The sequence below is a fragment of the Sphingobacterium chuzhouense genome (assembly GCF_014692525.1).
Lineage (GTDB): Bacteria > Bacteroidota > Bacteroidia > Sphingobacteriales > Sphingobacteriaceae > Sphingobacterium > Sphingobacterium chuzhouense.
In genome coordinates, this window is record NZ_JACNYL010000001.1 from 686,192 (window position 1) to 712,155 (window position 25,964).

General features: G+C 43.9%; 15 protein-coding genes. All 15 read right to left on the reverse strand.

Features of this window, described 5'->3' with window-relative positions; translation table 11 throughout:
* Window positions 1–95 precede the first annotated feature (95 nt).
* Window positions 96–1,502, reverse strand: coding sequence for a glycoside hydrolase family 88/105 protein (locus H8B21_RS02770; protein WP_190312251.1), 1,407 nt, complete (start codon window positions 1,500–1,502; stop codon window positions 96–98).
* Window positions 1,503–1,514: 12 nt separating this feature from the next.
* Window positions 1,515–4,376, reverse strand: a complete 2,862-nt coding sequence (locus tag H8B21_RS02775) for a glycosyl hydrolase (protein ID WP_190312252.1) — start codon at window positions 4,374–4,376, stop codon at window positions 1,515–1,517.
* Window positions 4,377–4,395: 19 nt separating this feature from the next.
* Window positions 4,396–5,697 (reverse strand): DUF4861 domain-containing protein, encoded by a 1,302-nt coding sequence (locus tag H8B21_RS02780; protein ID WP_223814793.1) that lies wholly within the window; start codon window positions 5,695–5,697, stop codon window positions 4,396–4,398.
* 8 nt (window positions 5,698–5,705) lie between these two features.
* On the reverse strand, window positions 5,706–7,079 hold the full coding sequence (locus H8B21_RS02785; RefSeq protein WP_223814794.1) for a hypothetical protein: 1,374 nt from the start codon (window positions 7,077–7,079) through the stop codon (window positions 5,706–5,708).
* Between the two features lie 186 nt (window positions 7,080–7,265).
* Window positions 7,266–8,780 carry a RagB/SusD family nutrient uptake outer membrane protein gene (locus H8B21_RS02790; protein WP_223814795.1) on the reverse strand — a complete coding sequence of 505 codons (1,515 nt, stop codon included), beginning with the start codon at window positions 8,778–8,780 and terminating at the stop codon, window positions 7,266–7,268.
* A 1-nt stretch (window position 8,781) separates the two neighbouring features.
* Window positions 8,782–11,961 carry a SusC/RagA family TonB-linked outer membrane protein gene (locus H8B21_RS02795; RefSeq protein WP_190312253.1) on the reverse strand — a complete coding sequence of 1,060 codons (3,180 nt, stop codon included), beginning with the start codon at window positions 11,959–11,961 and terminating at the stop codon, window positions 8,782–8,784.
* Window positions 11,962–12,122: 161 nt separating this feature from the next.
* Window positions 12,123–14,867 carry a glycosyl hydrolase gene (locus tag H8B21_RS02800; protein ID WP_190312254.1) on the reverse strand — a complete coding sequence of 915 codons (2,745 nt, stop codon included), beginning with the start codon at window positions 14,865–14,867 and terminating at the stop codon, window positions 12,123–12,125.
* 3 nt (window positions 14,868–14,870) lie between these two features.
* Window positions 14,871–15,182 carry an L-rhamnose mutarotase gene (gene rhaM, locus H8B21_RS02805; RefSeq protein WP_190312255.1) on the reverse strand — a complete coding sequence of 104 codons (312 nt, stop codon included), beginning with the start codon at window positions 15,180–15,182 and terminating at the stop codon, window positions 14,871–14,873.
* A gap of 3 nt (window positions 15,183–15,185) precedes the next feature.
* Window positions 15,186–18,140: a glycoside hydrolase family 2 protein gene (locus H8B21_RS02810; protein ID WP_190312256.1), complete on the reverse strand. Its 2,955-nt coding sequence runs from the start codon at window positions 18,138–18,140 to the stop codon at window positions 15,186–15,188.
* A gap of 28 nt (window positions 18,141–18,168) precedes the next feature.
* Entirely contained in the window at window positions 18,169–19,323 is a 1,155-nt protein-coding gene (locus H8B21_RS02815) for a glycoside hydrolase family 88/105 protein (protein WP_223814796.1), read from the reverse strand.
* A 54-nt stretch (window positions 19,324–19,377) separates the two neighbouring features.
* Complete coding sequence (locus H8B21_RS02820) at window positions 19,378–20,991, reverse strand: arylsulfatase (RefSeq protein WP_190312257.1); 1,614 nt, start codon at window positions 20,989–20,991, stop codon at window positions 19,378–19,380.
* A gap of 19 nt (window positions 20,992–21,010) precedes the next feature.
* The gene (locus tag H8B21_RS02825; RefSeq protein WP_190312258.1) at window positions 21,011–21,805 is read right to left on the reverse strand and encodes a rhamnogalacturonan acetylesterase; all 795 of its coding nucleotides are present in this window, start codon (window positions 21,803–21,805) and stop codon (window positions 21,011–21,013) included.
* On the reverse strand, window positions 21,802–22,566 hold the full coding sequence (locus H8B21_RS02830; protein ID WP_223814797.1) for a rhamnogalacturonan acetylesterase: 765 nt from the start codon (window positions 22,564–22,566) through the stop codon (window positions 21,802–21,804). The genes H8B21_RS02825 and H8B21_RS02830 overlap by 4 nt, the downstream gene beginning before the upstream one ends.
* Window positions 22,567–22,573: 7 nt before the next feature.
* On the reverse strand, window positions 22,574–24,472 hold the full coding sequence (locus tag H8B21_RS02835; protein WP_317170361.1) for a rhamnogalacturonan lyase: 1,899 nt from the start codon (window positions 24,470–24,472) through the stop codon (window positions 22,574–22,576).
* Between the two features lie 17 nt (window positions 24,473–24,489).
* Entirely contained in the window at window positions 24,490–25,821 is a 1,332-nt protein-coding gene (locus H8B21_RS02840) for a rhamnogalacturonidase (RefSeq protein ID WP_190312259.1), read from the reverse strand.
* Window positions 25,822–25,964: the final 143 nt, after the last annotated feature.

The following is a 25,964-nucleotide window of genomic DNA, read 5'->3' on the forward strand; positions in this document are numbered from 1 at the left end:
CATGATGCATCATGGGGTGTCCTGTTCGTTGTTATAATATAAAAAAACAGGCTGTCCCTAGGGAACAGCCTGCTAACAATAAACCATATAAACTTCTAATACGTTTGTCCATCCACCCCAAAAATCGCCGCATCGGTTTTTGGATCTGTCTTGTAATACTGGATAGCGCTATCGTTCATTTTCGGATAAGATTTTTTGATCAAGGTAATCATTTCTGCTCCTGCTAACAATGCCGGACCATACCCGTGAGCGGCATACGCGTTTACCGGGCGATGGTAGTAATATGCCGGATCGAAAGCCATACCCGTGCCTACACAAGTACCCTCGACCTGTCCATTCTCATTGATTTTAGTTGATACAGCACTCCATCCCAACTGTGCTACAGGCCCATAAGATATCACGTCTAACCAACCTTTGTTAATGCCTCGCGCGATACAATAGACATAGATAGCTGTCGCCGATGTCTCTAAATAAGAATCGCTGCGATCCAACAGCTGATGCCAGAACCCCGTACCCGATTGATACGACGTGATGCCTTTAACATGTGCTTTATAAATGTCGAGAATGTCTGCTCTCTCTGGATGATTCTCCGGCAAGACGTCAAGTACTTCGGTGAGCGTAAGCAAAGCCCATCCATTGGCGCGCGCCCAATGGAAAGCCGGATGGCTATCTGCGCTTTCGATCCAACCATGCATATATAAACCATTTTCGGGTACAAACATACGTTGTGTAAATTGTTTTACTTGACGTACAGCTTCGTCGAAATAACGTTGCTCACCGGTATAGCTTCCCATTTGTGCAAGTGCAGGGATGCCCATGTACATGTCATCCAGCCACAGACTATTCGCTTGCGGACGCATACGCGCGAACGTGCCATCGGCCAGGCGGTGTTCCTTATTTTCGATAAAGTCCATGTAATTATTGATCAACTCCTTGTAATCTACACCCGATGCCGTATGGCTAAATTTAACCATAGCCGCGCACATCGCGCCCGCATCATCAAGCGAACCGGGTAGAATTACTTGTTTCATCTGTCTATCCACCACATTATGTTCTTTATGCAAACGTAGAAAATGCGGCGCGGCTTCCGACAGAAAATCAAAGCGCTTCGCTACATATTCCCGATATTTGGAATCTGCCGTAGCCTCCGCTGCTTCCAACATCCCCGTATACGTCACACCCCATTCGTAGCTCGCCAAACGAAAATCGCCTTTTTCCAATTGGGCATGTTCATTTAGCTGGGTATAATCGGTAATTTCTTTGCCCGATACCGTGTCTAGCACGCGGGTAGGTGTTTCTTTATCCAGATAAACGAATATCCGGTCGAGATGTTGTTTTATTTCCTCTGCTGTCCATTCCTTATATGGTGTTGTGTATTCAGGAGCCAACAAATGCAACGGTGTGTTGGAATCCGTTACTTTGGTCTCTTGGTTGTTCGTTTCTTGACATGACATCATTCCCAGCACGGAAATGATGCCTATTGATAAATAGGTTTTTCTCATATTTTCATTAAATCATTTTATCGTTCTTTTCAAAGGAATTAAGATTACGTCACCAGAAAGGCCAGAGGGTTTTGGTTTCCAATTTCGGGCGGAAAATAGACCATCTTCACCTCTATTTTCAGCGCGTCTAGCAGCAAAATTGATATTATAAAATTTTCGCCAAGTCACTCCTTGTTTATCCATATAGGCGATACGGTTGGCCATCAGATTAGATACGGCAATTTTTAAGCTGTTCCCCCGCAGCGCATCTACCGGTAATTCCAGTTCATATGGCGCATTCAACAGCGTACCGATATATTCGTTATTCAAATAGATGGCAGCACTCTCGTTAACATTGTCTAAATGCAACAACCAGGTATCGGTACTATCCGGTAAGGCCGGAATTGTCGTTGTGTATTCCGCAGTTCCTGAAAAATACGCATAATCTCCACCATAAATAGTCCAGGATTGAAGCTTGTCTGTCGAGAGGCTCTCAGGCAAGATAGGCCCTCCTTTTACAAAATCAATCTTCCAGTCCGATAGGACAATAGCATTGTCCAGCTTTTCGTAGAAAGGATACAACTCTCCGGTGTAAACATCTTTAAATGTTTCTATAACAATCGACTCTTCGGGACGCATGCTTACATATATGGCTGTTTTGCTTTCATCCGATTTGGTAAGTGCATATCCTTCCGCACCTGTCATCGGATTATATAATGCGGCCGAGGCATAATCAGCCTGTAGGGTAATCCATCCCTTAAACAATGTATCGGAGGTATTTTTGATAAAATAATAGTAGTTACCATCATCTTTAGCACGACGAATCGATTGTAGGCCATCTATATAGAACGACTCCGGCTGAACTCCAGCATGTGTAATAAGCTCGGGGATTTCTTTTGCAACAACAATTAATCCTTTTCCATAGTTGGCAATACGCCGGTTGCCGTCCTGTTTAAACAATAATTCGTTTTTCAGATTTTCTATCTTCTGCGTTCCCCCGGTCTTGCCGCTCATACCGGGAGCTGCTTCCGGCAGATCTTTTACAAATAATAAAGTTGCTCCCTCATTTGCCAAGCTAATTAGTTTTTCAAAGGTTTCAGCCGGCATAAGCGATGCCTCCGGAATTAAAATGGTTTTGTAACTATTCCCATGTGTAAGGAGTTGATTATTCTGATAGGTGACATCTTGTAATTGTTTATCTGAAATAGCATCCCAGGAATATCCATTATCCGACAAATAATCTCCACAAACTTTGAGACTGAGATCGTCAAATAAGGTATTGGAATGAAAGTGCTTCAGCATATTATTCCCTCGTTCTGACCAGTGGTCGGCGATATTAAAATAAACCAGTATATCATTGGCTGGACGCCCTGCCTGCAGGAAACTTTGGGAACGGGCGACGTATTGGTTTAACGTTTTAAAATCACCCCACAAACTATTGGTAGGCGCGAAATGTACCGCCGCATAAAAAAGCCATCCTGGCCACATAGCTTCTTGTGGAGAATAAGCCGTACCATGATAAAAGATATGATTTACGCCAGAAAGAAACATGTTATCTACCGCATTCTTTACATCCCCCCAATTAGACTCAAAATGTTCATTAAGCCAAGTAGCCGATTCTGAAGAAATCAGTTTTTTACCGGTAACATGTGCAGCTGAGGCGGCACTTTTAAGGTTAACGATTTCGCGTCCCTCGATTTCGGGTACGTCACTGGCTGCGTATAAGTCCAACACATTTGCCGGTGAGCCGTGCGCTTGATTACGGATGCCTTTACCCTGTGCACCCGCCCATTTCTGCCATGGTTTGGTATAATTTTCCAAAAGTAAATCGCTGATCGTCATCCGGTAATCATAAATGACCCTGCTGTTCGTCTCTGGCGTATCCAAGCCTAACAATGCGGGAATATAATTCCGCAAATCGTAACCGTTTATCTGCTGGAATACCGTAAAGAAATCCGGCGTCCAATTGGCCTCGCCATGGGCATCGTCTACCTCATAGGAGTCGTTAAAATAATATCTTAAATAGCTGATATCATGATTTTTGAACGCCGTATCAAACTTATCTAAATATCCGTCTAGCGCTATTCTCGAGAAATGGTCGATCACATTTCCTTCTCCACCCGGACCGGCACGCTCAACTTGTTTACCATGAAGTCCCTCAAACAATGCACAAATCACCCACTCTCCTGCCGGAACCGCCCAGGTTAGCTTGCCATCTTCTAACTGATCAGTCAGGTCGATCGTTTCCGTAAAGCCTTTTTGATCAGACTTATGTGCCGAAACCATAATCAGCGGTAATGATTTTTCAAAACGCACTTGGTCAAAAGCATACTCTTGTAAATCGCCATTGGTCGCCAAAGGTGCTTTAACATCTTTAATATCCAGCTTCTTTCCGTCTTGCATACGCAGGATGGGTTTCTGAACATAATGAATAGATTCCGAAAATGTCTGTCCGCCTTTCACCTGAAAAACTCTCGAAGTCACGTATTTACATGCTGTTTCTTCATTCACCCACGGTCCACCGAACGGCCATCCTGATGCGTTAGCAAGATCTACACCTAATCCAAAACGTTGGGATTCTTTCAACGTATACACCAATTTCGCTATCCAATCAGAAGAAAGAAAATCGATAACACGTCCTTCTTCTCCTTTTACGCCATAAATAGGTGTTATTTCCACGCCTCCCAATCCAGCTTCTTGATAAGATTCCAGTGATGCTGTTAGTCCTTTTTCTGTCACGGCGCTACCGTGCCACCACCAACGCGTCCATGGTTTCATTTCCTGCGTAATTTCCGGCCAGTTAATTCTTCCGGTTTCCTTTTCTTGCTGGTTATTTTGTTCGCAGCTCGAGAATACAGTTATCAGGCAAAGAGAAAGAAAAATAAAGTGTTTCATACTACAGGCGTTGAGTTATTCATGAACCGACCTTCAATTCATTAGCAGCAGAAATTTCCACCACTACTTTCGCGGCTAATTGTTTCGCCAGATCCACGATGTAGTTTTCAAAATAATCACGGTCACGGAAACCCTCGTCGCTCAATTCCCAACCGGCGACGGCATAATAGCTAACCAAAACATTGTCGGTGATGCTTAATTTGGCCATATAGCTATCCACCAATGAACCTGTTTTCGGAGCTTCCGTGTATCCCTTGTAACGGTCATACGGCAGGATAAGACCCAATCCCAGCCACCACTCCTGATTGTAGGACTGTCGATCGTGTGTATACAAGACCACCCATTGGTTATCGATGATAATTTCTTTGGGTGGCTGACTCGAAAAAATATTGACCAACCCCACAAGTAAGGTATCCCGCTCTTGCACTCCTTTGGCACGAACCGTATTCTGATAGCCATACATTCCTGCCCAGATAACAGGTTGCTCCGTTAAGCTATAATAACGGTCTCCTGCTTCCCAATTCCGGTACTGAAAATCCATTGAAGACCGCAAAGGTCCTTCCTGTACGATCCTGAAAATCGTCGTGTCCACGTTGTTAACTGCATCCAATGCGGTTACCCCGATACGGTACATGGTATCTCCATTGGCCAATGCGATTCCACCAATTCCCACAGAGTTGCCTACTGGCATGATATCCCTTCCCCAGTCCAACATCACATGGTAATTGTCTTCCACAGCACCTTGCGCATTGATCCCAACATCGGAGGGGCTCATATAAGAAACCTTTTTTCCAAAAACGTCCTTCGAATTACGACCGTCCAAGTAATGCCGAAACCCCACTTTGTCGTTTTCCCAAGAAGGCCCGTCCGTCTGGTAAGGTTGATAACCTATGCTAAGTGGCAATTGATCAGCGTAAAGTGTGTCTCCCAATCTTGGCTGTACCGGATCGGCCAATCCGTCTCGCTTACCAAACCGAACTGCCGTTTTCTGTTCATACGCTATGTTATTATCGGTATGTTGCACCGTCAAGACCACTTCGCCCAACGCGGGGATATCGATCAGGAAAAACAATTCATCCCACGCACCGTCTCCAGTAGTATCATCTACTTGGGAGGGTATGGTATCGCCCTTTGCATCAAGCAAGAGTGGGACAAATTTCTTATCGTTCGTCAAGTCCGACCGTTTGACGACAATGGCCTTCTGCCGTAAATCGACAGAATCGGTATTCTTCAGCGTAATTGTCTTTATTTCTTCGCGTTGGCTACATGATGATAATGCAAAAAAGGCTATACATCCCAAAAAGAATAAATATTTCATCATCTTATCGATTAGTCAAGTCTTTTACTATATGTTCGTTCCAACCAACTTTTGGGTACCGGAATAATACAAATGTTCATCGTACGTTCATCTTCCGAGATCATAGCTGACTGAATTTGGATACGCGTGCCATCTGGACTGAATGTGGGGTGTGGGTGGTCTGCTGCAGTAGTTTTATGCCCCGAAGACAACAGCACCATCTCGTGGGTATGACGGTCAATCAGATAGATGTCTCGTGCGAAGTCATCTCCAGCTAACCAGCGGCCATCACCGGAACCGGCTACATGCCAAAACCCACTGCCACGATGGGTCTGTCCTTCAATACGCATTTCCCGTGTCCGCAGGTTTACGACAGCAAAGCCTGTAGGCTTCTCCCGTGTACCAGAAGGCCCCCAAGCTGTCTCTTGCCCCGGGTTAGCACCACCGACGTTTGTACCCGGAGCTGTTTGGGCGTCCACCACACCAGGAATAGGGCGATGCCCCATGATCGCAAAACCCACCTCATCCGCTGTCAGAAATGCTTCATGGGTGACCCATTCGTATTCGGACTCGGGATAGAGCGGCCGCAGTCCAGTACCATCCGCTATAATTGTCCATGTACGCTGGGGCGACTTGCCTCCGGTTTCCCAGCAAAAAACAATTTCACCCTTTTTCCAAGGATTTGTCTGTATATGCCCGACCTGAAAAGGAACAGAGGTCACATGGGCAACTTCACCGGTCTTGATATTCATTTTTGCTATACCTGATGGACCGGCTCCCATATTGCGGGGACCAAACGCTTCTTCAATTTTTGTACCTTCGGGCAGGTGTTTGGCCGCTTCGTCCTTACCAACACGGAAAAACACCCATTCTTCGCTATCGCCGTCCAAAGCCATATCGCCACCGGCACCGATTTCAGGAGGTGTGATTCCGCAAACCCTTTGGTAAACTGATGCTGACTGTAAATTTCCCGTCTCGCTGTCAGCAAACAGCTTTGCCAGATCCACTTCGACAACTTCCATTGATCCGTCTGCACTCCTTCCTATAGGTTTGCGCATGAAATAGAGGTGCATGGAATTTCTGGCGATATTCAACATCCCGGTATACCCCCCCTCAGTAACTTGTACCATTTCTCCACTTTCTTCATGAACGGCAATTGCTTCGCCAGGCACACGGCTCGAGCGAAAAATCAACCACTGCCCATCCGACGTCCATTGGTTGTGGGTCTGGTATATTTTTGAATTCTCTGCCGCTGTACTGGTTAAAAATACCAGATCAACACCGGTAACCGGATCCCTAACAACCTTTCGCTCGGAAGGAAAACGTTCACCAATCTGTGCGGTAGCCGACCAAGAGCATAACATGATCATACCAAACACCATCAATCTCAAATAAATCGTATACATAAGCTTATAACTGTCTTTTTTCCTTACAAAATGTACAAGCAAAGTGAAGATTTGCCAATTGCAATTTAGCGAATACCTTTCATAACACTATCATGCCGCATCCTGTTTGAGGATGTAAAGAATACAAGCAGAGCTGCTTAAATTGATTTAAGCAGCTCTTTATAAATTACATAAATAATAGAAAGATCAATAACCTCGATTTTGTTCATAGAGTCCCGGAGCGTTACTCATTTCTGATTGAGGAACAGGATATAGCACATATTCAATTTTGAAGTCTTCCATCTGGCCGCCGGAATCCTCGGCTGCGATCCAAGACTTTATTGTGGCTTCCACGGTACCCGAACGAATAAGATCAAACCAGCGCGAGCCCTCTCCGATAAACTCCCGACGACGTTCTTCCAAAAGTTGTCCTTTCGTTACACCGGTTAATGTAGAGGACAGTCCTGCACGCTCACGAACAGCATTAACAACAGCATCCACATCGGTAACGGTAGATCCCGGAGCACCATTTAGCACACATTCTGCTTTTAGCATTAACAGGTCTGTGTAACGATACACGATATAATTGATCGGCCAGTCCATCCTACTAGTTGTAGGTACTTTTGTAATATCAACAAATTTCTTGATGAAAGGCCTGTTCTCTTCCACATTCGTGTTGTATACATAACCTTCCTGTATACTAAACGATCGACGCACATCATCTTCTTCATATTTGTCCAACAGGTTTTTCGACACAGGTCTTATGGTTAGGCCTCCTTGTGTACCGAATCCCAAAGATTGAAACCAAGTATCCGGTACCAATACCCATGGGAAGGTCGCCCCTACTACTGGACTGGCTCCGCTGGAGTATTCTATGTTAAAGATCACTTCTTTATTACGCTCATTATTGTAATCAAAGATCTCTGTGTAGGTAGGCAAAAATTGAAACTCATTGCTGGCGATAATCTCATCAAATTGTTTAACAGCTTCTCCCCATTCATTGGTATTCAATCCGGCACCATCTACACCAAGATCAGGTCCAGAACGTGTCATGTATACTAATCCAAGCAACATTTTGGCTGCGTATTTGTTTACACGGCCTTTATCCTGGTCAGCATAAGCACTCGGTGCAGGCAAATAGTCAACAGCCAAATTGAGGTCGCTTAGTATTAAACTATAAATTTCACTGACAGCACTGCGAGGGATAGTCTTCGCCTCATTAGCAGACACCACACGGTCGATCAAGGGTACTCTGCCGAAATAACGGATCAGATCAAAATAATAAAATGCCCGAAGGAAACGTACCTCTCCTTCCATACGTCGGCGTAAATCGGTATCGATAATAACAGCTTCGCCTTTCGTCGTCAGTTGTTCGAGATAGTTGTTTGCCCTAAAAATCCCCATAAAATCGGTTTGCCAAGCTTCTATTACATAAGGATTACTCAAGATGTTCCTGTGAAAGCTGTTGATGCCTTCCCAATCACGTACTCCACCATCAGAAACAGCGAATAGGTTGTCGGATCGAGTCTCCGCAAGGTTCATCAGACGATCGGGGTATTCCCGCGCCGCACTATAAATTGCATTCAGTCCTTGCGTAAAGTCACCTATCGTCTGAAAATAGGTTTCGGATGAGGCTGCGGATATTGGCTGTTGATCCAAATCCATATCACAGGAGGATAATAAGCTTAAGCTAATTGCTAAATATAATATCTTCTTCATCATTTTAAAATGTCAAGTTAATACCAAATGTGACAGTTTTCGGTAGTGCCAATCCACCGTAGTCTCCTGCATCAGAGAAAACACTACTACCACTTAGATTCGTGTTTGCCGATTCGGGGTTAAGCCCACCGTCGTATTTATCCTTTCCCCAAAAGTTTTCCAACGTTAGGTACACACGACCAGAGTTTAACCAGGACTGTCCTGCCAAACGTAGATCTCTAAAATTGTACCCGAACGTCACGTTACGCAAACGCCAATAATCGGAAGAATACAGCCAATCGGTATTCTTAATACGTCCGAAGGTGGAAGAGGCCTTTCCAACCCTACCTTCCCCTGGATCTTCTGCCGAACGCCATCTGTCTCGATAAAAGCCTAAGGCATTATCGCTCGCACCTTGTCCTGTACGCCCAAGCGCCCGACCTAAGAGTGAATAAAGATGTCCTCCATTTTGTCCTTGAAACATAAAGCTCAAATCAAAGTTTTTGTAACGGAAATCATTCGTAATTCCCCATACATAGTCTGGATTCGGGTGTCCTACGATGACCCGATCATTGGCATCGATCACCTTATCTCCGTTAGCATCCACATAGCGTGGATCTCCAGCTACTTGATTTCCATATACCGCAGCTCCATTATCGATGTCCTGCTGCGTCAGAATCCCATCTTGTTGCACCACATAAATGCTGTACATGGGCTCACCCACACGTAGAATACTGTGTTCAATATCAAAGGAAGAGGGGATCAGGATTTCTTGCTGATTGCCCACCAATTGGGTCACTTTATTGGTATTATGGCTCAAATTAAACGATGTTGACCAGGAGAAATTGTCTCGTTGTAGGTTACGTGAAGTGATTTCCAAATCCCAACCGCGACTTCGTACTTCGCCCGCATTATCCAATAACGAGCCGAAACCTGTCGACCACATTGTCGGTACATTCAGCAAAAGGTTACTACTCGTTCTTTGATACCAGTCAAACGATCCGGATAAACGAGAGCGGAATAAAGCAAAGTCCAGACCCAAATCAAATGTCCGGGATTTTTCCCAGGTAAGATCAGGATTAATAATATTGCCAGGTGCCCAACCCGGTGCAGTCGCACCAGCCCAAGAATAGTTTGCACTATTCAATACAGCGATACCACTATAATCACCAATATTGTTATTTCCAGACTCACCATAACTACCACGGATTTTTAGATCCTGTATAAATTCTGCAGACTTCATAAAGCTTTCGTCAGAAATCCGCCATCCCGCAGATAAGGACGGAAACCAACCCCATTTGGTATTCGTTCCAAAACGAGACGAGCCGTCGCGGCGGACACTGGCAGAAACCAAATATTTACCGTCGAAAGCATATTGTACCCGGCCAAAATAAGATAACAATAGATTTTTAGTAGCGGTAGATGTTGCTGTAGTACCTACCGCTGCATTTAATGTCTTGATGTTACTATTCGTATAGCCTCCTTGGGATGTAATGGTCGATCCGTCAAAACGATCGTAATTGTAGGCATGCCCTAACAAAGCTGTCAAGTTATGTTTGTCCAACTCCAAATTATATGTCAAGGTATTTTCATTGACAAACGTTTGCTTTCGATATTTATTACTGGATCCATAAGTCGAGAAATTTGGTCTATTGGTCCGTTCTGGCAATGTTCCTCCAACCGTATAAGGACGGAAACTAAAGGCTGTCCTATCGGTATGGTCTAAATTCACTGTTGTTTTAAAAACGAGATTATTTAGAATATTATACTGACCGTACAGGGTCGCTAACATGCGTGCTGTTTTATTCTCTCCGAGATAATTCTCCAATTTAGCAATCGGATCATTGGTTGATGTGCTCCATGGATATTTATCGTTTTCGAATACGTTGACCGTTCCCACTGGATTAGTCTGTATGGGAGTCATGGAATAAATTTGGTGAATGATATTATCTTTTCCTTCTACACCAGGATCATTCGCTTCAGAGTAAGTCGGCGCTAAGTTCATTCCCAAAGTGAGTTTTTTCGTAGGCTTCACATCCACATTGGCACGCAGTGCATAGTTTTTATAATCTACCCCTCGCACAATGCCCTTCTGATCCATATAATTTCCGGAAATGTAATAGTTGACATACTCCGTGCCACCCGAAGCTCCTAATTGATAATTCTGCACTAAACCCGTACGGTAAGCTTCATCCTGCCAATTGATCGTATAAATGCCCGGGCGACCGTCTTGCAACCAACGTTCATCATACATATAAGCAGTGTTATAGGCGCCGGGATTGAGTCCTAAAATCGCCCGTCGTTCGTCCATCGTCTGCGTTGCCGTTCTTCCGGCACCAGAGACAACCCAATCACTATTGATCATTTCCACCGCTCTATCAATCCATTCTTCCCCATTTAGCATATCTAACTTTCGGTAAGGCGATGATGCTCCCAGATACGTATTAAAGGAAATCTGCGGCTGTCCGGTTTTTCCACGCTTGGTCGTAATAAGCACGACACCATTGGCTGCTCTGGAACCGTAAATTGCAGCCGAGGCAGCATCTTTTAACACTTCAATCGATTCAATATCATTTGGGTTGATATTATCTAAAGGACTACCTTGTGCATAATTACCTGATCCATTTTGCGCGGCCATACCCAACGGAAAACCATCAATAACATAAAGTGGTTCCGTTCCAGCCGTGATAGAACCCGATCCGCGCACCTGTACACTCAGCCCTTTCCCTGGAATACCCGTTGTTTGCTTTACCCGAACGCCTGATACCTGTCCTATCAGTGCCTGATCAACACGCACGAGTGGCCGTTCTTCCAAGCCTTCCGCATTAAATTTGGAAACGGGAGCAATGACATCCGAACGACGTTGCGTACCGTAACCAATAACAACAACTTCGTCCAGTACTTCGTCCTTTGCCCGCATGGTCAGTGTAAGCGGTTGCAGGCTTTTCACTACAACATGCTGGCTTTCATATTCCACCGAAGATAACTGCAGCGTTTCACCGACATTGACCGAAACACTAAACTCTCCGTCGGCTCCGGATGATGCCGAACGGCTATCGTCTCCTACAACCCGCACAGATACCCCTGCTAGCGGTTTCTGTGAAGCATCTACTATCTTTCCCTTTAACATTTCTTGTGCAGACGCCGAATACGCGCCGCCGAGAAAGAGAGCAAACAAACAATAAAAAAAGATTTTTTCTCTCATAGATTTACCAATTCGTTATTACCATAGATTTATATTTCATAGCGCTGTACTAAGTTAAATAGCCCATGTAACAAAACTGTTATGCACTTTCATGCTCGTGCATTAAAAAAGGCCATTTATTTAAAAAATGGCCTTTCTATTTTAATATGTACACGGAGAAATCAATAGCTGATTAACTTCACAGGCCCTTTTAGACCGCTGTCCATCAGCTTCCATTGGCTTGCATCAAAATCTTTGTAATCAATATTTACGAAATTGATTTCATGATAATTGCGCCAGGAAACTTTTCGTTTATCGAGATCCCGAACACGATTGGCCATTAAATTAGCAACTTCTATCCGTATCTCATTTTTTCCGTTTTGTAACAAATCACCAATTTCCAGCGTAAACGGATGCGCCCATACGATACCGGCATCTTTTCCATTAACCCACACACGTGCACTTTCGCCGACTGCACCTAATTGCAACTGATAAGCTTTATCCGCTTGTTTCGTGATAGAGAAAGAGGTTTCATAAGCTGCCTCACCGGAAAACTTATTCGCTACCTCATCGCCCCAATCGGTCCAATAGCCCAAGTTATTCAATGTTCGTGCTTTTGGCAGCTGCGGGCCGCCATTTAAGAAACTTACTCTCCACGGATGAACGAATCCCTTTTCCTCCTGCGACTGATCAATATAGTGATACGTTACGTCTGTCTTATCCGTATCGGATACATACACTATCCAGGCATAACCTGAAGGGATCTGTACACGAACGGCATCCTTCTCTGTGGGAAGCTTAAATGTCTTTCCCGTCTGTGGATCCAATAAGGTGTAGTTTTTCCCGGTGCTATTCAGCTGAACGTATTGATCTACCATTTTATCGGTATGGTTGACCATATAATAATACGTTCCATTTTCCGTTACGCGTCTGTTAAATTTAAGTCCTGTACGTGCCAAACGTTCCGCATACAGTTGTTCTGTTTCTAAGGCCGAGTAAATATCATTGGTCAGATATACTTTTCCTTTGCCATACTTCGTATATTGGTTTTCTTCATCGTCTTTAAACGGAAGAGTTTCCAATAGTTCCTTCATTTTTTTGCGACGCGATTCCAGGTTTGCCAAACCGTCTACATCTTTCGGCAGTGTTTCAAAAATGAGCGTTGCGCCATTACGCGCTAACGTCAACAGGTTTTCTAGGGTTTTCTCCGAAAAATACTGTGTCGATGGAATATAGATAACCTTATAAGGGCGTGCTTCCTGTGCCGTTACCACAAGATTGTCTTTTACTTCCGATTTAGCGAGAATCGCATCGGTCACAAAATCAAAACTATACCCTAACCGCTGTAAATACATACTTTGTTTATAGAACTCGGTTGGGTGCAACCAATCATCAACGTGATGCACACTTAATGTTTTAAATGGCGCTTTTGTATCGTGCCAAACATCATATATCGGCCAATAAACCAACAGCTCATTATCCGCCTGTGTTGTCTGTAAAATAGATTGTACACGGGTAATATAGCTATTTAATCCCGGCAGGTGAGACCAAAACGAATTATTGGTCGTAAAATTAACAGATGCATAAAATAACCAGCCTGGATACGGCACATCTTCGGGAGAATAGGTTGTTCCATGATAAAAAACGTGATTCACACCGGCCAAAAACAATTGCTCAACCTCTGGTTTTGCTTGTGCGAGCGATGTTTTAAAATGTTCGGTAAGCCAAGTAAACGTTTCGGAGGAGGTATATTGCTTACCCGTCGTGTGCGTTGCCGAAGATGCGAATTTAAACATCATCGGATCAGGGTCAACATTCCGAACATCGGTGCTGTCCCGTCTCAGATCAGGAATAGCAAAAAAACTTGATCCAAAAGTCTCACATTCGGCAATATCCGTACTGGCATATAGGTCTATCAGATTTCCGGGCGATCCATGTGCCTGATTCTTTGATAGCGCACCATGTTGATTGGAAAACGAGGTAAAAGGAATCAAAAAGTTATCCCGGAGAATAGCATTCACCACTTCCCGGTAATCTGATTTCACACGCTTTTCCCGTTCTTTATCGTTTCCCTTTCCAGCAAAGTCTAATAAATATGCCTGCAATTTATAACCCTTTCTTTTTTCAAATTCTTCCAAAAAGCTATCTGTCCAGTTGGCACCATATACTTCGTAGCTGTCGTTAAAAAAAGCGCGGATCTGTAGGTCTTTTCCTTGAAATGCTTTCTGAAAATGATGGAAGTACCGTTGCACTGGTTCTTTACCCAAATGGTCAAGCGTAAAGCCTTCACCTCCCGGCGCGGCACGCTTTACTTTTTGACGTGTTCTTCCTGAAAAAAGAGCGATGACCTGAACATCTTCTGGAGCTGTCCAGCTTCCCGACTGATTACGCATCTGGTTATCCAGATCAATCTCCTCTCCATTGGATTTAAATGCGCGAAGAGCCTGCAATTTGCTGAAACTTTGTTTGGTGTCACTTACCCCCAGCGGAAACGTTAAAGCTTGCCCTCTCTTTAGGTCGATCTCATCTAAAAACAATTTGGTGGCTGCATGTTGTTCGTCTATTTGGGGTCCACCAAATGGCCAACCCGTTCCTAAATTAATGTCTACACCCATCTGGTGGGCGTCTGCCTGATCTGCTGTAAATGCCAGCATATCCATCCATTTTTCTGACAGAAAGGGGATATATCGATCTTCATATCCTTTAGCACCGTAAATAGGCGTCACCTCTACTCCTCCAAATCCAGCCTCATACAGCAGTTTTATCTCTCTGGACAGGTTGGGTTTGTCCACCGCAGAACCAAGCCACCACCAACGCGTCCAAGGTTTCATTTCTTTGGTTACGCTAGGCCACAAATCTTGCGCCCATCCGGTAGAAGTCGCCATTCCATAACATATCAATATCGCTAAAAATCTTCTCTTCATCATCGTTTAATCTAAATGGAAAACTCTCGTTAACGGTGTAGAGACAGGTGAAAAGTCGGCGTTAGTTTCCATAATATCTGCCATATATTTCCACCAACGTTGTACGATATCCGCCTTACCCAGTTCTTGGGATGATTTTCCCGACAAGCATTGTACTGCAAAAAGTGTATTGGTTTCTTCGTCCAAAAAAATTGTATAATCTGCTATGCCATTTTCTTTCAATAGTTCAACCAATTCCGGCCAAATAGCCGCATGTCTCTTTTCATATTCATCTTTCATTCCCGGTTTTAATCGCATTTTAAACGCTACTTTATGCATAGTTTATAATTTTTTGTGAATATCTATTTCAATAATACTAAGCCTACCTTTTACACCGATATCATCCCGTGCTACGCCGTCATCCAATTTCTTTCCTCCAATTTCGGCGTGCTGATTCTCTGCTGCAATAACAGAACTTCCCTTCAACTGGATTTTTATCCGCCGCCCTTGTGTGCGTGGGATTTCCAACGTATAATAACCCAACGTGGTTTTTGTATTTCCATCAAACACGAGCTTATCGTCAACAAAAACCTGTAACGGATAACTCCTCGACCTAAAATTGTTCAATTTTAAATCAATCTCATCAATGTCGGATTTTTTGTCTAAGGTATATTCTATCCAGGCATTTTGTAATGTGCCGTCATTTACCCAGTCTGTCAGTTCATTATCGTCATAGGAGGCTATAGCCATTTCCTGATTTGCGCCAGCCTGTACTTTCTGTATAGGTAATGTTATCCGTCGTTGCTTTAACGGTTCATCTTGCAAACCATTTCCCCGATCGATGTTGGAAGGCAGCCCTATTCCGGCATTTTTCACAAAAAGACCGTTTTTTTCGGAAATGGGAGAAACTTCCCAGGAGAGACTATCGGGTAAAAGGCCGTTGGCCTGTGCCCTTATTTTCATTTCACCTGATTCTCCGTATTTAGTACGTAACAATATTCTATTTATACCGCCTTCAACAGGCAACGACTCGGAAAGGATATAATTGTTAGGACCTTGTGCGATACCTCCTCGCCAGTCCATCGGACCATCCCATGTAAAATCAATCATATTGGTTGCTGTCGGACAACGTTTTCCTTCTTTGTCCAACACTTCTACATCCACTAAAACCATATCATTGCCGTCGGCATATAGTCCATTGGCTCCATGCGTATAGTTGAGCTTTACTCTATACGGTTCGCCTGCCGTTTGTATTACTTTTTCGTTCAACACGTTACCGTTTTCATCATACGAACGTGCTTTTAATTCTCCTGCTACAAAAGCTACTTGTGGAAAAGTGAACAAGAACTGATAGGAACGATTGCCAAAACCTTGACTCTGGCCATTCACAAACAGTTCTACTTTTTCACCTGCACTGACAACATGTATATCTTTTTTGGTATGCGCTGGGTAATTCCAATGTCCGATGATATGAAGACCTTTAGCGTCTGGATCGACCCAGCCATCCCACATCACCTGATGTGCATAATACCCATCTTTAGGAATCCGCATAGCGTCTACCTCACCACTCCGGCGGTAGTTCTCCTTCCCTCTGTAATGCGTATTGGAGTCAGAGAAGATAATATTCACACCACCCGAACTTACCCGTTTTCCTGTTCCCGGACGTACTTTCCAGTATTCCCACCAGCGGCGGATGGTTTCCATGGCATGCTGATCTTGATTCCTGTTGTAATCACTGGCATCGTTGTTTTTATACAGCGGGCCTTCCCCCTCTTTATGGAAAGGATAGGTATATTCGTCCCAATATTTACGTAATCCTTCATCGCGCATATATTCGGTGGCAATCATCGGATGCCTTGCGCTCTTATTGATGTAAAGCATTTCGCCTCCATATTCTGCAAGCTTACTATCCAGCATTTCACGGGATCCGATGGCACGTCCACCATGCGGATCATATTGGTCACGGATCGCTATCATTTCCGCCATGTGCTCTTCAGAGATGGATTCGTTCCCACTTTCCCAAAAAATAACGCTCGGACTGTTTCGGTAGTAGATGATCGCATCTCGCATCAATTCTGTCCGCTGCTCCCATCGGCGGCCTTCTACATCTCTTTCCGCATCTCCGGCAGGTAGCATCTGCATCAGTCCGACACGGTCGCAAGATTCCACATCTTGGCGCCAGGGAGCAACATGCATCCAACGCACCAGATTCGCGTTACTTTCCACCATCAACTTATTGCTGTAGTCGCTCAACCACGGCGCTACAGAAAGACCTACTGTCGGCCACTCATTGCTTGTCCGTTGAGCGTAGCCTTTCATCATCAATACACGATCGTTTATAAACACCATACCGTCCCGGAAAGCCGTTTTACGGAATCCTGTACGCGTATCCACCGCATCAATTGTTTCTCCATCAACCACTAATTTGGTGGTTACGGTATATAAGTAGCCGTATCCCCAATTCCAGAAATGGACATTGTCCAATGTAGATTGCGCCCGAATAGTTCCTGTTGCTCCGGCTGCCAGTGAAAAAGAATTTTCAAACGTCTGTACGACCGTACCAGCCGTATCGCGTACCTCCACCACAAATTGTCCTTTAGAAGCTGTAGATGTTTCATTTTTTACTTCAGATTCTACATGGAGATCCAGCCGTTTTTTTGAAATATCTATGTTCTGTGCATAAACATATACACCCGTCGTTCCTAAATTGGAATATAATGGCAAGGTTTGGTACGTTCCACCGGTAAAATGAATCCACACATTTTTGGGGATACCGCCATAATTCGCATTAAAATTCTTATCGTTCCATTGGAAAATGCTATTGGTTGCTTTTTCCCTATATCGCCAATCGTTATCGGTTCGAACAGCAAGGACATTTTCGCCTTTTTTTACCACATGTTGAGAGATATCTAAACCGGATGCCATGACGCCGTTTTCGTGGCGGCCTATCCATGTACCGTTAAGGTAAAATTCTGCTCCAAAACGCACACCTTCAAATTCTAAAAACACCTTTTCTTGCGGCACATCATCCGGCAATACGAACGTTTTACGATACCAAACCACGCCGGTGCTATGTTCATGTATCGGTTTTGCAAAAGCTTCATCTTCATTCCAGGCATAAGGTAACGTAACAGCTCTCCATTCCTTATCATCGAATGTAGGCTGTTGCGCCTCTTGTAAATCGCCCATATGAATTTTCCATCCCGCGTTAAAACTGTACGTCTGTCGGGATTGTGCAAAAGCCGCGAAACTAAAGACTATTAGGCAAAACGTACTCCAAAATCTCATTCTTTCCATCTAGATTTATCCTCGTTTATATGATCTACTATTTGTCCAATAGTCGATACACTTCGGTACCCGCCAATAAAAAACATCCGAGTCCGTAGTCTTCAAAATCAGGTACACTCGCGTAACTTACAGGTTGCCCATCCTTAGGTTCTTTTCCCGTCCCTTGGAGATAACCTAAGAAACCTGATGGGTGTACAGCTTCATTTACCATGACTTTCCATGCTTTCTCCATAGCAGGACGGTAGACAGCAGCGTCCAGAATACCTTGATTAATACCCCAGGCCATCCCGTATACAAAAAGAGCGGTTCCACTGGTCTCGCGGCCACCGAAATTAGTAGGATCGTGCATACTGACATTCCAGAAGCCATCTTCTCGTTGCGTAGCCAGAACACCTTCCATAAGATCTTTGAAATCTTGTAGATATTCCGCACGATGCTGTTGGTTTTCAGGAAGAAGATCCAGGACACGTACCAAAGCAGCTACTACCCACCCGTTTCCACGCGACCAATAACAATCTTCCCCATTGGGTTCCTTATAAGGCGGAACAAAATCTTTATCGCGCCACCATAGTTTATCTTCTCTATTATATAAACCGCCTCCTTCAACATCTCGTGAATGTACGTACATCTTATACATGTAATCAAAGTATTCCTCGTCATCATACATGACGCCTAGTTTCGCATAGATAGGCATCGCCATTTGAATAGCATCTATCCAGGTCCAGTCATCCACTTTTCCCGACGCGATGACGAAATCGATATTCTTTTTAATATCCGCTATGCGTTCCGGCTGCGGATCTATTTCGTAAAGATCCAAGTAGGTTTGGCCGCAGTTTTGATCATCGCCATTTCGGGTTTCGGTACCGTTACGCAATCCCCATGCATGATTATTTCCCCAGTCTACCGCATAGTCGTAATATCTCTTATCTTGATCAATTTTATACAGTGCCATTAATCCTTCGTAATACACTCCCCTCGTCCAAATATTACTTGGACGCCAACGGGTGGTATAAATAGGTTTCTTTGTATCTGGCCATTTCTCCATAAAATAATTGTTGGTTCGCCGCAAGATTTCCAATACCTCATGCTTGTCCTCTTTTTTGGAAACCAATTGCTTTTTGGATGCACAGGCACTAAAGAGAATGGCCATTAACACCAGCAAACTATACATTGTTCTTTTTCCGCTACCCATATTTTTGTGATTTTCTTCGATGAGCTCGCAAGCTCGGTTATCTTTTTTGACTTATTATTGATACCGCACATTTCCCCGCTTCTTGTCCAGTTCTTGATAGGGTATTACGCCGACACGTTTTGCCCACGCGTCATAAACTTGCGATAGCTCCTTTACAACTTCTGGATATTTTTCTTTGACATCGATATTTTCTGTTCGATCGGTCTCGAGATTATAGAGATACCATACATTCTCGGGATATTCCGCCACTAACTTCCATTCCCCTTTCCGAACGGCTTTATTCCCTTCGTGTTCAAAGCAAATTGCTCGATTTTCTTTTACTAGCTCATTGTCCCAGATCGCCTGCAAAGCTTTTCCTTCCATAGGCTGGATCGCATGTTCCGCTAATTCATTCGGATAAGCAGCATCCGCCCATTCCACTACAGAGGGCATAATATCAATCAGGTGCGCAGGTTGGTCAATCTGCAAACCTTTTGGAATATAGTTAGGACCATAGGCAATAAAACCCGTGGCATTCCCCCCTTCAAATTCCCAATGTTTAAACTTCCGAAAGGGTGTGTTACTCACAACAGCGCCTTCCTTCCCGTAGGCCGTAAACGATTTCGGATGACTTGCCGGAAAGAAATTAGCAGCCCGGATTTCTTCCGTGAATCCTTGATTGGTTATTGTCTCGTTGCTTGCACCGTTATCAGATAGAAATAGGAAAATGGTATTCTCTAATTGACCATTTTTACGCAAATGCTCTACTAGCCTACCGACATTTTGATCGATGGCATCTACCATTGCCGCATACACCGACATACGTTCATCCCAACGCACTTTTTCTTCCCATGAAAGTGATTGCCAATCTCCGATGGTGGTATCTAAAGGCGACAATGTAGCCGAAGGCGGGAACAAACCCAATGCCTGCTGCTTTTCAAATCTTCGCTGCCGAACAGCTTCCCAACCATCCATATATTTACCTTGATAACGGGCGATATCTTCTGGTTTGGCATGTAGAGGCCAATGCGGGGCTTGATAAGCTATATATAAAAAGAATGGGTCTGATTTTTTCTCCCGCAGGTGCTGATCTACAAAAGAAATGGCATAATCAGTATATGCGTCTGTGCTATAGTAGTCCTGAGGTGGCATTATTTCCTCATTACCCAAGGCAATAGTTAATTTTTGGTTGGGACGATAAGGTCTATTCTCAAAATAGCTATTCGCTCCGTCAATGAGACCATAAAATTGATCGAAACCACGCTGTAGCGGCCAGTGTTCCTGCGCCTGCCCTACATGCCATTTCCCGGTCATATAAGTACCATATCCGGCGCTTCCCAAAACTTCTGCAAGTGTCACTGTCTCACGGTTCAAGTATCCTTGATACGCCGGATAGGGACGTGTATTCATCATATCTCCTATTCCCGCTTGATGTGGATATACGCCGGTAAGCAACGAAGCTCGAGACGGGCAACAGCGTGAAGCGTTGTAAAAATTTGTCATTTTAACGCCCCCCTGCGCCATACTATCCAAATACGGCGTGTGTATTTCCGATCCAAAACAACCTAAATCCGAATAACCCATATCGTCTGCCAGAATTAAGACGATATTCGGACGATCGGCACGTTGTGCAAATGCGACTTGTAGAAGAACTAAAAAATAAAGAAGATGGATACTTAAAGTTTTCATTATTCGCTGTTATCCTAAGTTATTTTTTCAAATACTTTTTCAATCCTATATCGGAATTTCCTGAAAGATAACCTGCAACTAACGAAGCATTTAACTCCGCCCCCGCTTTCAAGGTATGGGTATGATCCTTTGCACCAAAAAATGAACTTCCTACTTCTTCTTTTCCTCTTTTTTCATATTCGGCAACAATCAAGTCTTCTAACGGGACAAAAAAAGCATCCGCCTGTTCTGCTGCTTCCTTTGCCCATATGGCATAATCTGATCGGATTACTTTATCTCCCTCCCAACGATTACGCGGAATCGGCGAGCAAATAATGGCGGTTGCCTCCTTATCATGAATATTTTTTACAAATAAGCGTAAATAGTATCCATAGCTATAAACCATTTCTTTTTGGTGCAATAGCGGATTTTTCACTTCTCGATACTCGTTACCATTTCCTTTGATAGTACCACGCGCCCGCAGCGTGTCCACAATGGGGCTGGCATCATTATGCCCAAATTGCATAATAACGTAATCACCCGGCTGGATACTATCCAATACCTGCTGCCACAGTTTCGGATTGTTATAAAATGTCCGGCTACTTGTGCCACCCAGTGCTCTGTTCTGCACATCGATTTGTTGCGGATTGAAATAGTCTGCTATAAAGCTTCCCCATCCCCACTGACCATTGGAACCATCTCCACGCCCCGTCTTCACGGTCGAATCTCCAATAAGAAAAAGAGTAGGTCTGTCTTTTTTTCCGACAAAAGAGCATAAACTCCATACCAATAAGACAACGGATAACCCTATAACTATTTTGTTGCTGTGCGTCATTTTATATATTTTACTAATGGATGTTGTATATTTTTCAATCCTTCTATAACCGAAGCTGCATTTTCCATAGCTCCATGATAGTTCGTGTGGGTATGATCTCCCGGAAAATACTTTGCCTTCACCTGTTCCGACCCCATTTTATCATATTTTTTTGCGGTAATTTCATTCAAATCGATGAAAGGTATTTGCTCTTCTTCCGCAATCTGTCGAGCCCATAAACCAAAGTCCTGATTGGCGCGTTTCACGTGTCCCTGTTCATCCCATTGGTTCCGGGGGATCATAGAAAGCAATACCGGATAGGCACCCATCTGTTTAGCTTCCTGTACAAAACGCCGTAAATTTTCACCGTAGGTGTGTACTATTTCCATCTCTCCATTTCCCCAATCCAATGCAATAGAATCTTGTCCGATGCCCCGTAAAACGCCTCGATAGCCTTGCCGTGTCGTGTCGGGTTTACTTCCCTCGTTGTGCCCAAACTGAATCAGCAAGTAATCTCCAGGTTTCATCTTTTCTTTTACTCGATCCCAGCGCCCTTCTTTACGAAAGGTACGTGTACTCCGACCTGCCATAGCATGGTTGGCCACGGCCACTTGTGTTGTATCCAAAAACGCTCCTAATAGCGAGCCCCATCCCCAATACTCTTGATTGCTATTTCTAACGGTGGAATCTCCAATCAAGTAAATGGTCGGTCGATCCTGTATCCCGAAAGAGAAGAGACATATACCCAATAATACGATGGTTAATTGTTTTATCATCTGCATATCGCACTTATTTCTTTGTTTTTAACGCTCGACCTGGTTTTACAATACGTATATCTGACGCCTTAACTGGCAAAGTCATCCCGGTCCCAAGATAAAAACCGGTGTGAGGCGGTTGATTATAAGCCACATTTTGCCAGGCGACACTTAAACGGTATACAGGATCATGCATCAACGTATACAGACGGTGTTCTGTCGGGATAGTTGTCGTATATATCCGTAGCGATTGATTATCATCCGACCGGATGATAAGCTCTTCTCGCCAATCGCCCAAGATGTCGGCACTCAAATTCGGTGTACTTTTTGTTCCGTTAATCGATGAAGCGCCTTCTGCCCTAAAAATAACACCTTCTTTATATTTTTCAATATAATTACTGTTCAATAGCTCCCGACTCAAATCACCATCCCACCAGATAAGAAAATTGGCGGAACGCGGTGGTGGTCCCACAGGGTTCCCTTCCATATCATACATTACCTTTGAACCTAACCACCACATATAGGCACCTCGATGGTTGGGATCAATATTGGCCGCTACTCCTCTCCCTACATCCTGATCAATCGCACCTTTAAAGAGTACCTCTCCTGTTCGGGCGTCACGAAGTGCCGCTCCTACACCTTTCCGGCCACCTTTTAATTCATGTATACCAAATGCCTCTAATCCCGGTCGATCTGGATCTAAATCGGTTACATGCAACGCATCACCATGGCCCAAGCCGGTTGTATATAGTCCGGTACCATCGTCGTCAATACACATCGCACCAAATATGATTTCATCTTTTCCATCTTCATCAACATCGGCGACCGCAAGACTATGATAACCTTGTCCGGCATAAGGATGTTTACCTGTCTTGGTATCAAAAACCCAACGGCTTACTAGTTTTCCATCTTTAAAATCCCAAGCCGCCAGTGCCGTCCGTTCATAGTAGCCTCGTGTCATAACAAGACTGGGATTCGTTCCATCCAGATAAGCAATAGCTGCCAAATAACGCTCCGATCGATTCGCGCGCATATCTCCCCAAGCGCGCAGGTCACCCCTTTCAGGCAAGTAATCCACCGTACTGACCGCCTCTCCGGTACGTCCATCAAAAACCGTAAGGTATTCGGGGCCTTTTAAAATGCGGCCGTAGGTGGATGAGTTACTGTCCGTATCCCGCCAATCCGCATCGGCATTCCCAATTACCTTTCCAAGACCATCTTTTGTGCCATCTGCTGTTTTGCAAACAAATTCCGCATATCCATCGCCATCTAAATCATACACCATAAACTGGGTATAATGCGCTCCTTCCCGGATATTTTTTCCGAGATTAATTTCCCAAAGAAACGTACCATCTAATTTATACGCCTGAAAAATCGGATCAGTAGTAATACCGTTATGGGAATTGTCATGTCCCTTTCCTGTTTGATGTATGATAATTTCATAGGTACCATCGCCATCTAGATCGCCTACCGACGCATCGCCCGGAGTATAACCTGTCGGGGTCCGTAATGGAATCTCAAGATACTGTCTTACGGGTGTATTTTTGTCAAGTTTTAGCTCAGCCTCGTTCTTTTCCTGCTGATTTTGAAGGCTGACCAAGGTATAGGTGACATCGTTCGCTAAATCAACTTGTTTGTCTTCGAAGTTTGTTCCTTTCGTCAAGGGTTGATCAGTCAAACGTATCTTTTTCCCTTTTCCGTATTGCCGATAAAGGTGAAAAGGAAGGTTGTACTCGTCTGTTGCGAGCAATCGCCAACTGATGAAGGTACTGTTATCCGATGTCTTGACGGCTACTAATCCCCGATCTAAATGTTCCATCAGACGTTGCGCGGACAGGGGTATAGTCATCAATACAACAACACCGACCAATACGGTTTTCATTACCGCTTCCCATATAGATGGAATTTTCGTTTTGTTTAGCGTTTTCTTCATATCAGGTCTGTTTACAACTATTTCTGCGCAACTTTTTTACCGTTCACCACAACATTTTTAAGCGTAAAGTTCTCGATATAATCTTGATTGATATTCGGCCTTTTCGCCTTGATAGTCATATTTTCAAACGTAAAATTGGACAGTTTGTACTGATTGGAATTACTTACGTCAAATAATACATTGCAATCTAATTCGATATTTCGGAGAATGATGTTTCGTGCGTAAGACAATTTAATATCCTTTTCGCCTTTTAAATCAAAAAACTGTGTCCAAGGACGAATAAACAACATGATATCTGCGGTCCCTTTGACATTCTCGATCAAGATATTCTCATATTCCTGTGGTGTATCCGGACGCATTTTTAACTGCAGCATCCGTTTCGCACCATCGAGTGTATTGTTTCGGTAGATTACATTGTAACTGTGGATTGACTCACTACCACAGGTTAAGGTACTATGACAGAAGCCAAACGTGCAATCTTCGATAATAATATTATAATTCTTGCCATTATTGGGATCTTTATCTGCCTGCGGCCCCTTGCCCCCTTTTAAGGCTATGGCATCGTCATTAACCGACATATAACAATTTTTTATCAGCACATTATGGCAGGCATCCAAATCGACCGCATCCGAACTAGGCGCTTTAACGGGTTTTTCAGGTGCTGTAATATGCAAATCGATTAATTTTAGATTTTCACAACGGTAATAGTGCGATGTCCAGAAAGGAGAGTTCTTTAAACGTATACCCGAGATTTGTACATCCTTGCTGTTGGAAACATACAATACACGGGGACGCATTTCGTCCATATTGGTGCAGTTTGGATTGAATCCCCTGCGAAGCCAAAAAGCTTTCCAATACCGAAGTCCATTTCCGTCCAACGTCCCTTTCCCCGACACGGTAAAACCATCGACTTTATCTGCATTTACCAACGCCGCAAAATATTTCACCGTCTGTCCTTCCATGCGCGTCATCAATAGTTCAAAATGGCTGATATCATCACTCCCTTTCAGCACCGCACCTTCTTCTAGATGAAGATGGGTTTTAGGTTTAAAGAACAAAGAACCGCTTAAAAATATACCTTTTGGTATAACGATTACTCCTCCTCCGGCTTCATACGCCTTGTCTATGACCGCTTGAATTTTTTCCGTTTGAAGCACCGTACTATCTTGCCCAATACCAAAATCCGTAATACGGTATAATTTTCCTAATGATGCTATACGCGTCGGCTCTACTTTTTTAAACCAGCCAGAGACGGGTGTTCCATCCGGAAAACGATCCTGCCCATTTACTACATTCAGCGAAGTAAGGCTTACAAATAACATGGTGATTATAAAGATTGTACTTTTCATATTCTTTTTTTTCGGTCAGCTCGCTAGCTCTATTACTGTTAACTTTATTAATTTACAATCCCTAAACTATTAACAAATAGCAGCACAGGCAACCTGTAGTGTCCTGTACATCCAAAGAAAATCGGTTAATAATATGGTGTTAT

Coding starts and splice junctions, on each gene's coding strand:
- H8B21_RS02770 (WP_190312251.1), bottom strand. CDS start 1,502: ATGAGAAAAACCTATTTATCAATAGGCATCATTTCCGTGCTGGGAATG.
- H8B21_RS02775 (WP_190312252.1), bottom strand. CDS start 4,376: ATGAAACACTTTATTTTTCTTTCTCTTTGCCTGATAACTGTATTCTCG.
- H8B21_RS02780 (WP_223814793.1), bottom strand. CDS start 5,697: ATGATGAAATATTTATTCTTTTTGGGATGTATAGCCTTTTTTGCATTA.
- H8B21_RS02785 (WP_223814794.1), bottom strand. CDS start 7,079: ATGTATACGATTTATTTGAGATTGATGGTGTTTGGTATGATCATGTTA.
- H8B21_RS02790 (WP_223814795.1), bottom strand. CDS start 8,780: ATGATGAAGAAGATATTATATTTAGCAATTAGCTTAAGCTTATTATCC.
- H8B21_RS02795 (WP_190312253.1), bottom strand. CDS start 11,961: ATGAGAGAAAAAATCTTTTTTTATTGTTTGTTTGCTCTCTTTCTCGGC.
- H8B21_RS02800 (WP_190312254.1), bottom strand. CDS start 14,867: ATGATGAAGAGAAGATTTTTAGCGATATTGATATGTTATGGAATGGCG.
- rhaM (WP_190312255.1), bottom strand. CDS start 15,182: ATGCATAAAGTAGCGTTTAAAATGCGATTAAAACCGGGAATGAAAGAT.
- H8B21_RS02810 (WP_190312256.1), bottom strand. CDS start 18,140: ATGGAAAGAATGAGATTTTGGAGTACGTTTTGCCTAATAGTCTTTAGT.
- H8B21_RS02815 (WP_223814796.1), bottom strand. CDS start 19,323: ATGGGTAGCGGAAAAAGAACAATGTATAGTTTGCTGGTGTTAATGGCC.
- H8B21_RS02820 (WP_190312257.1), bottom strand. CDS start 20,991: ATGAAAACTTTAAGTATCCATCTTCTTTATTTTTTAGTTCTTCTACAA.
- H8B21_RS02825 (WP_190312258.1), bottom strand. CDS start 21,805: ATGACGCACAGCAACAAAATAGTTATAGGGTTATCCGTTGTCTTATTG.
- H8B21_RS02830 (WP_223814797.1), bottom strand. CDS start 22,566: ATGCAGATGATAAAACAATTAACCATCGTATTATTGGGTATATGTCTC.
- H8B21_RS02835 (WP_317170361.1), bottom strand. CDS start 24,472: ATGAAGAAAACGCTAAACAAAACGAAAATTCCATCTATATGGGAAGCG.
- H8B21_RS02840 (WP_190312259.1), bottom strand. CDS start 25,821: ATGAAAAGTACAATCTTTATAATCACCATGTTATTTGTAAGCCTTACT.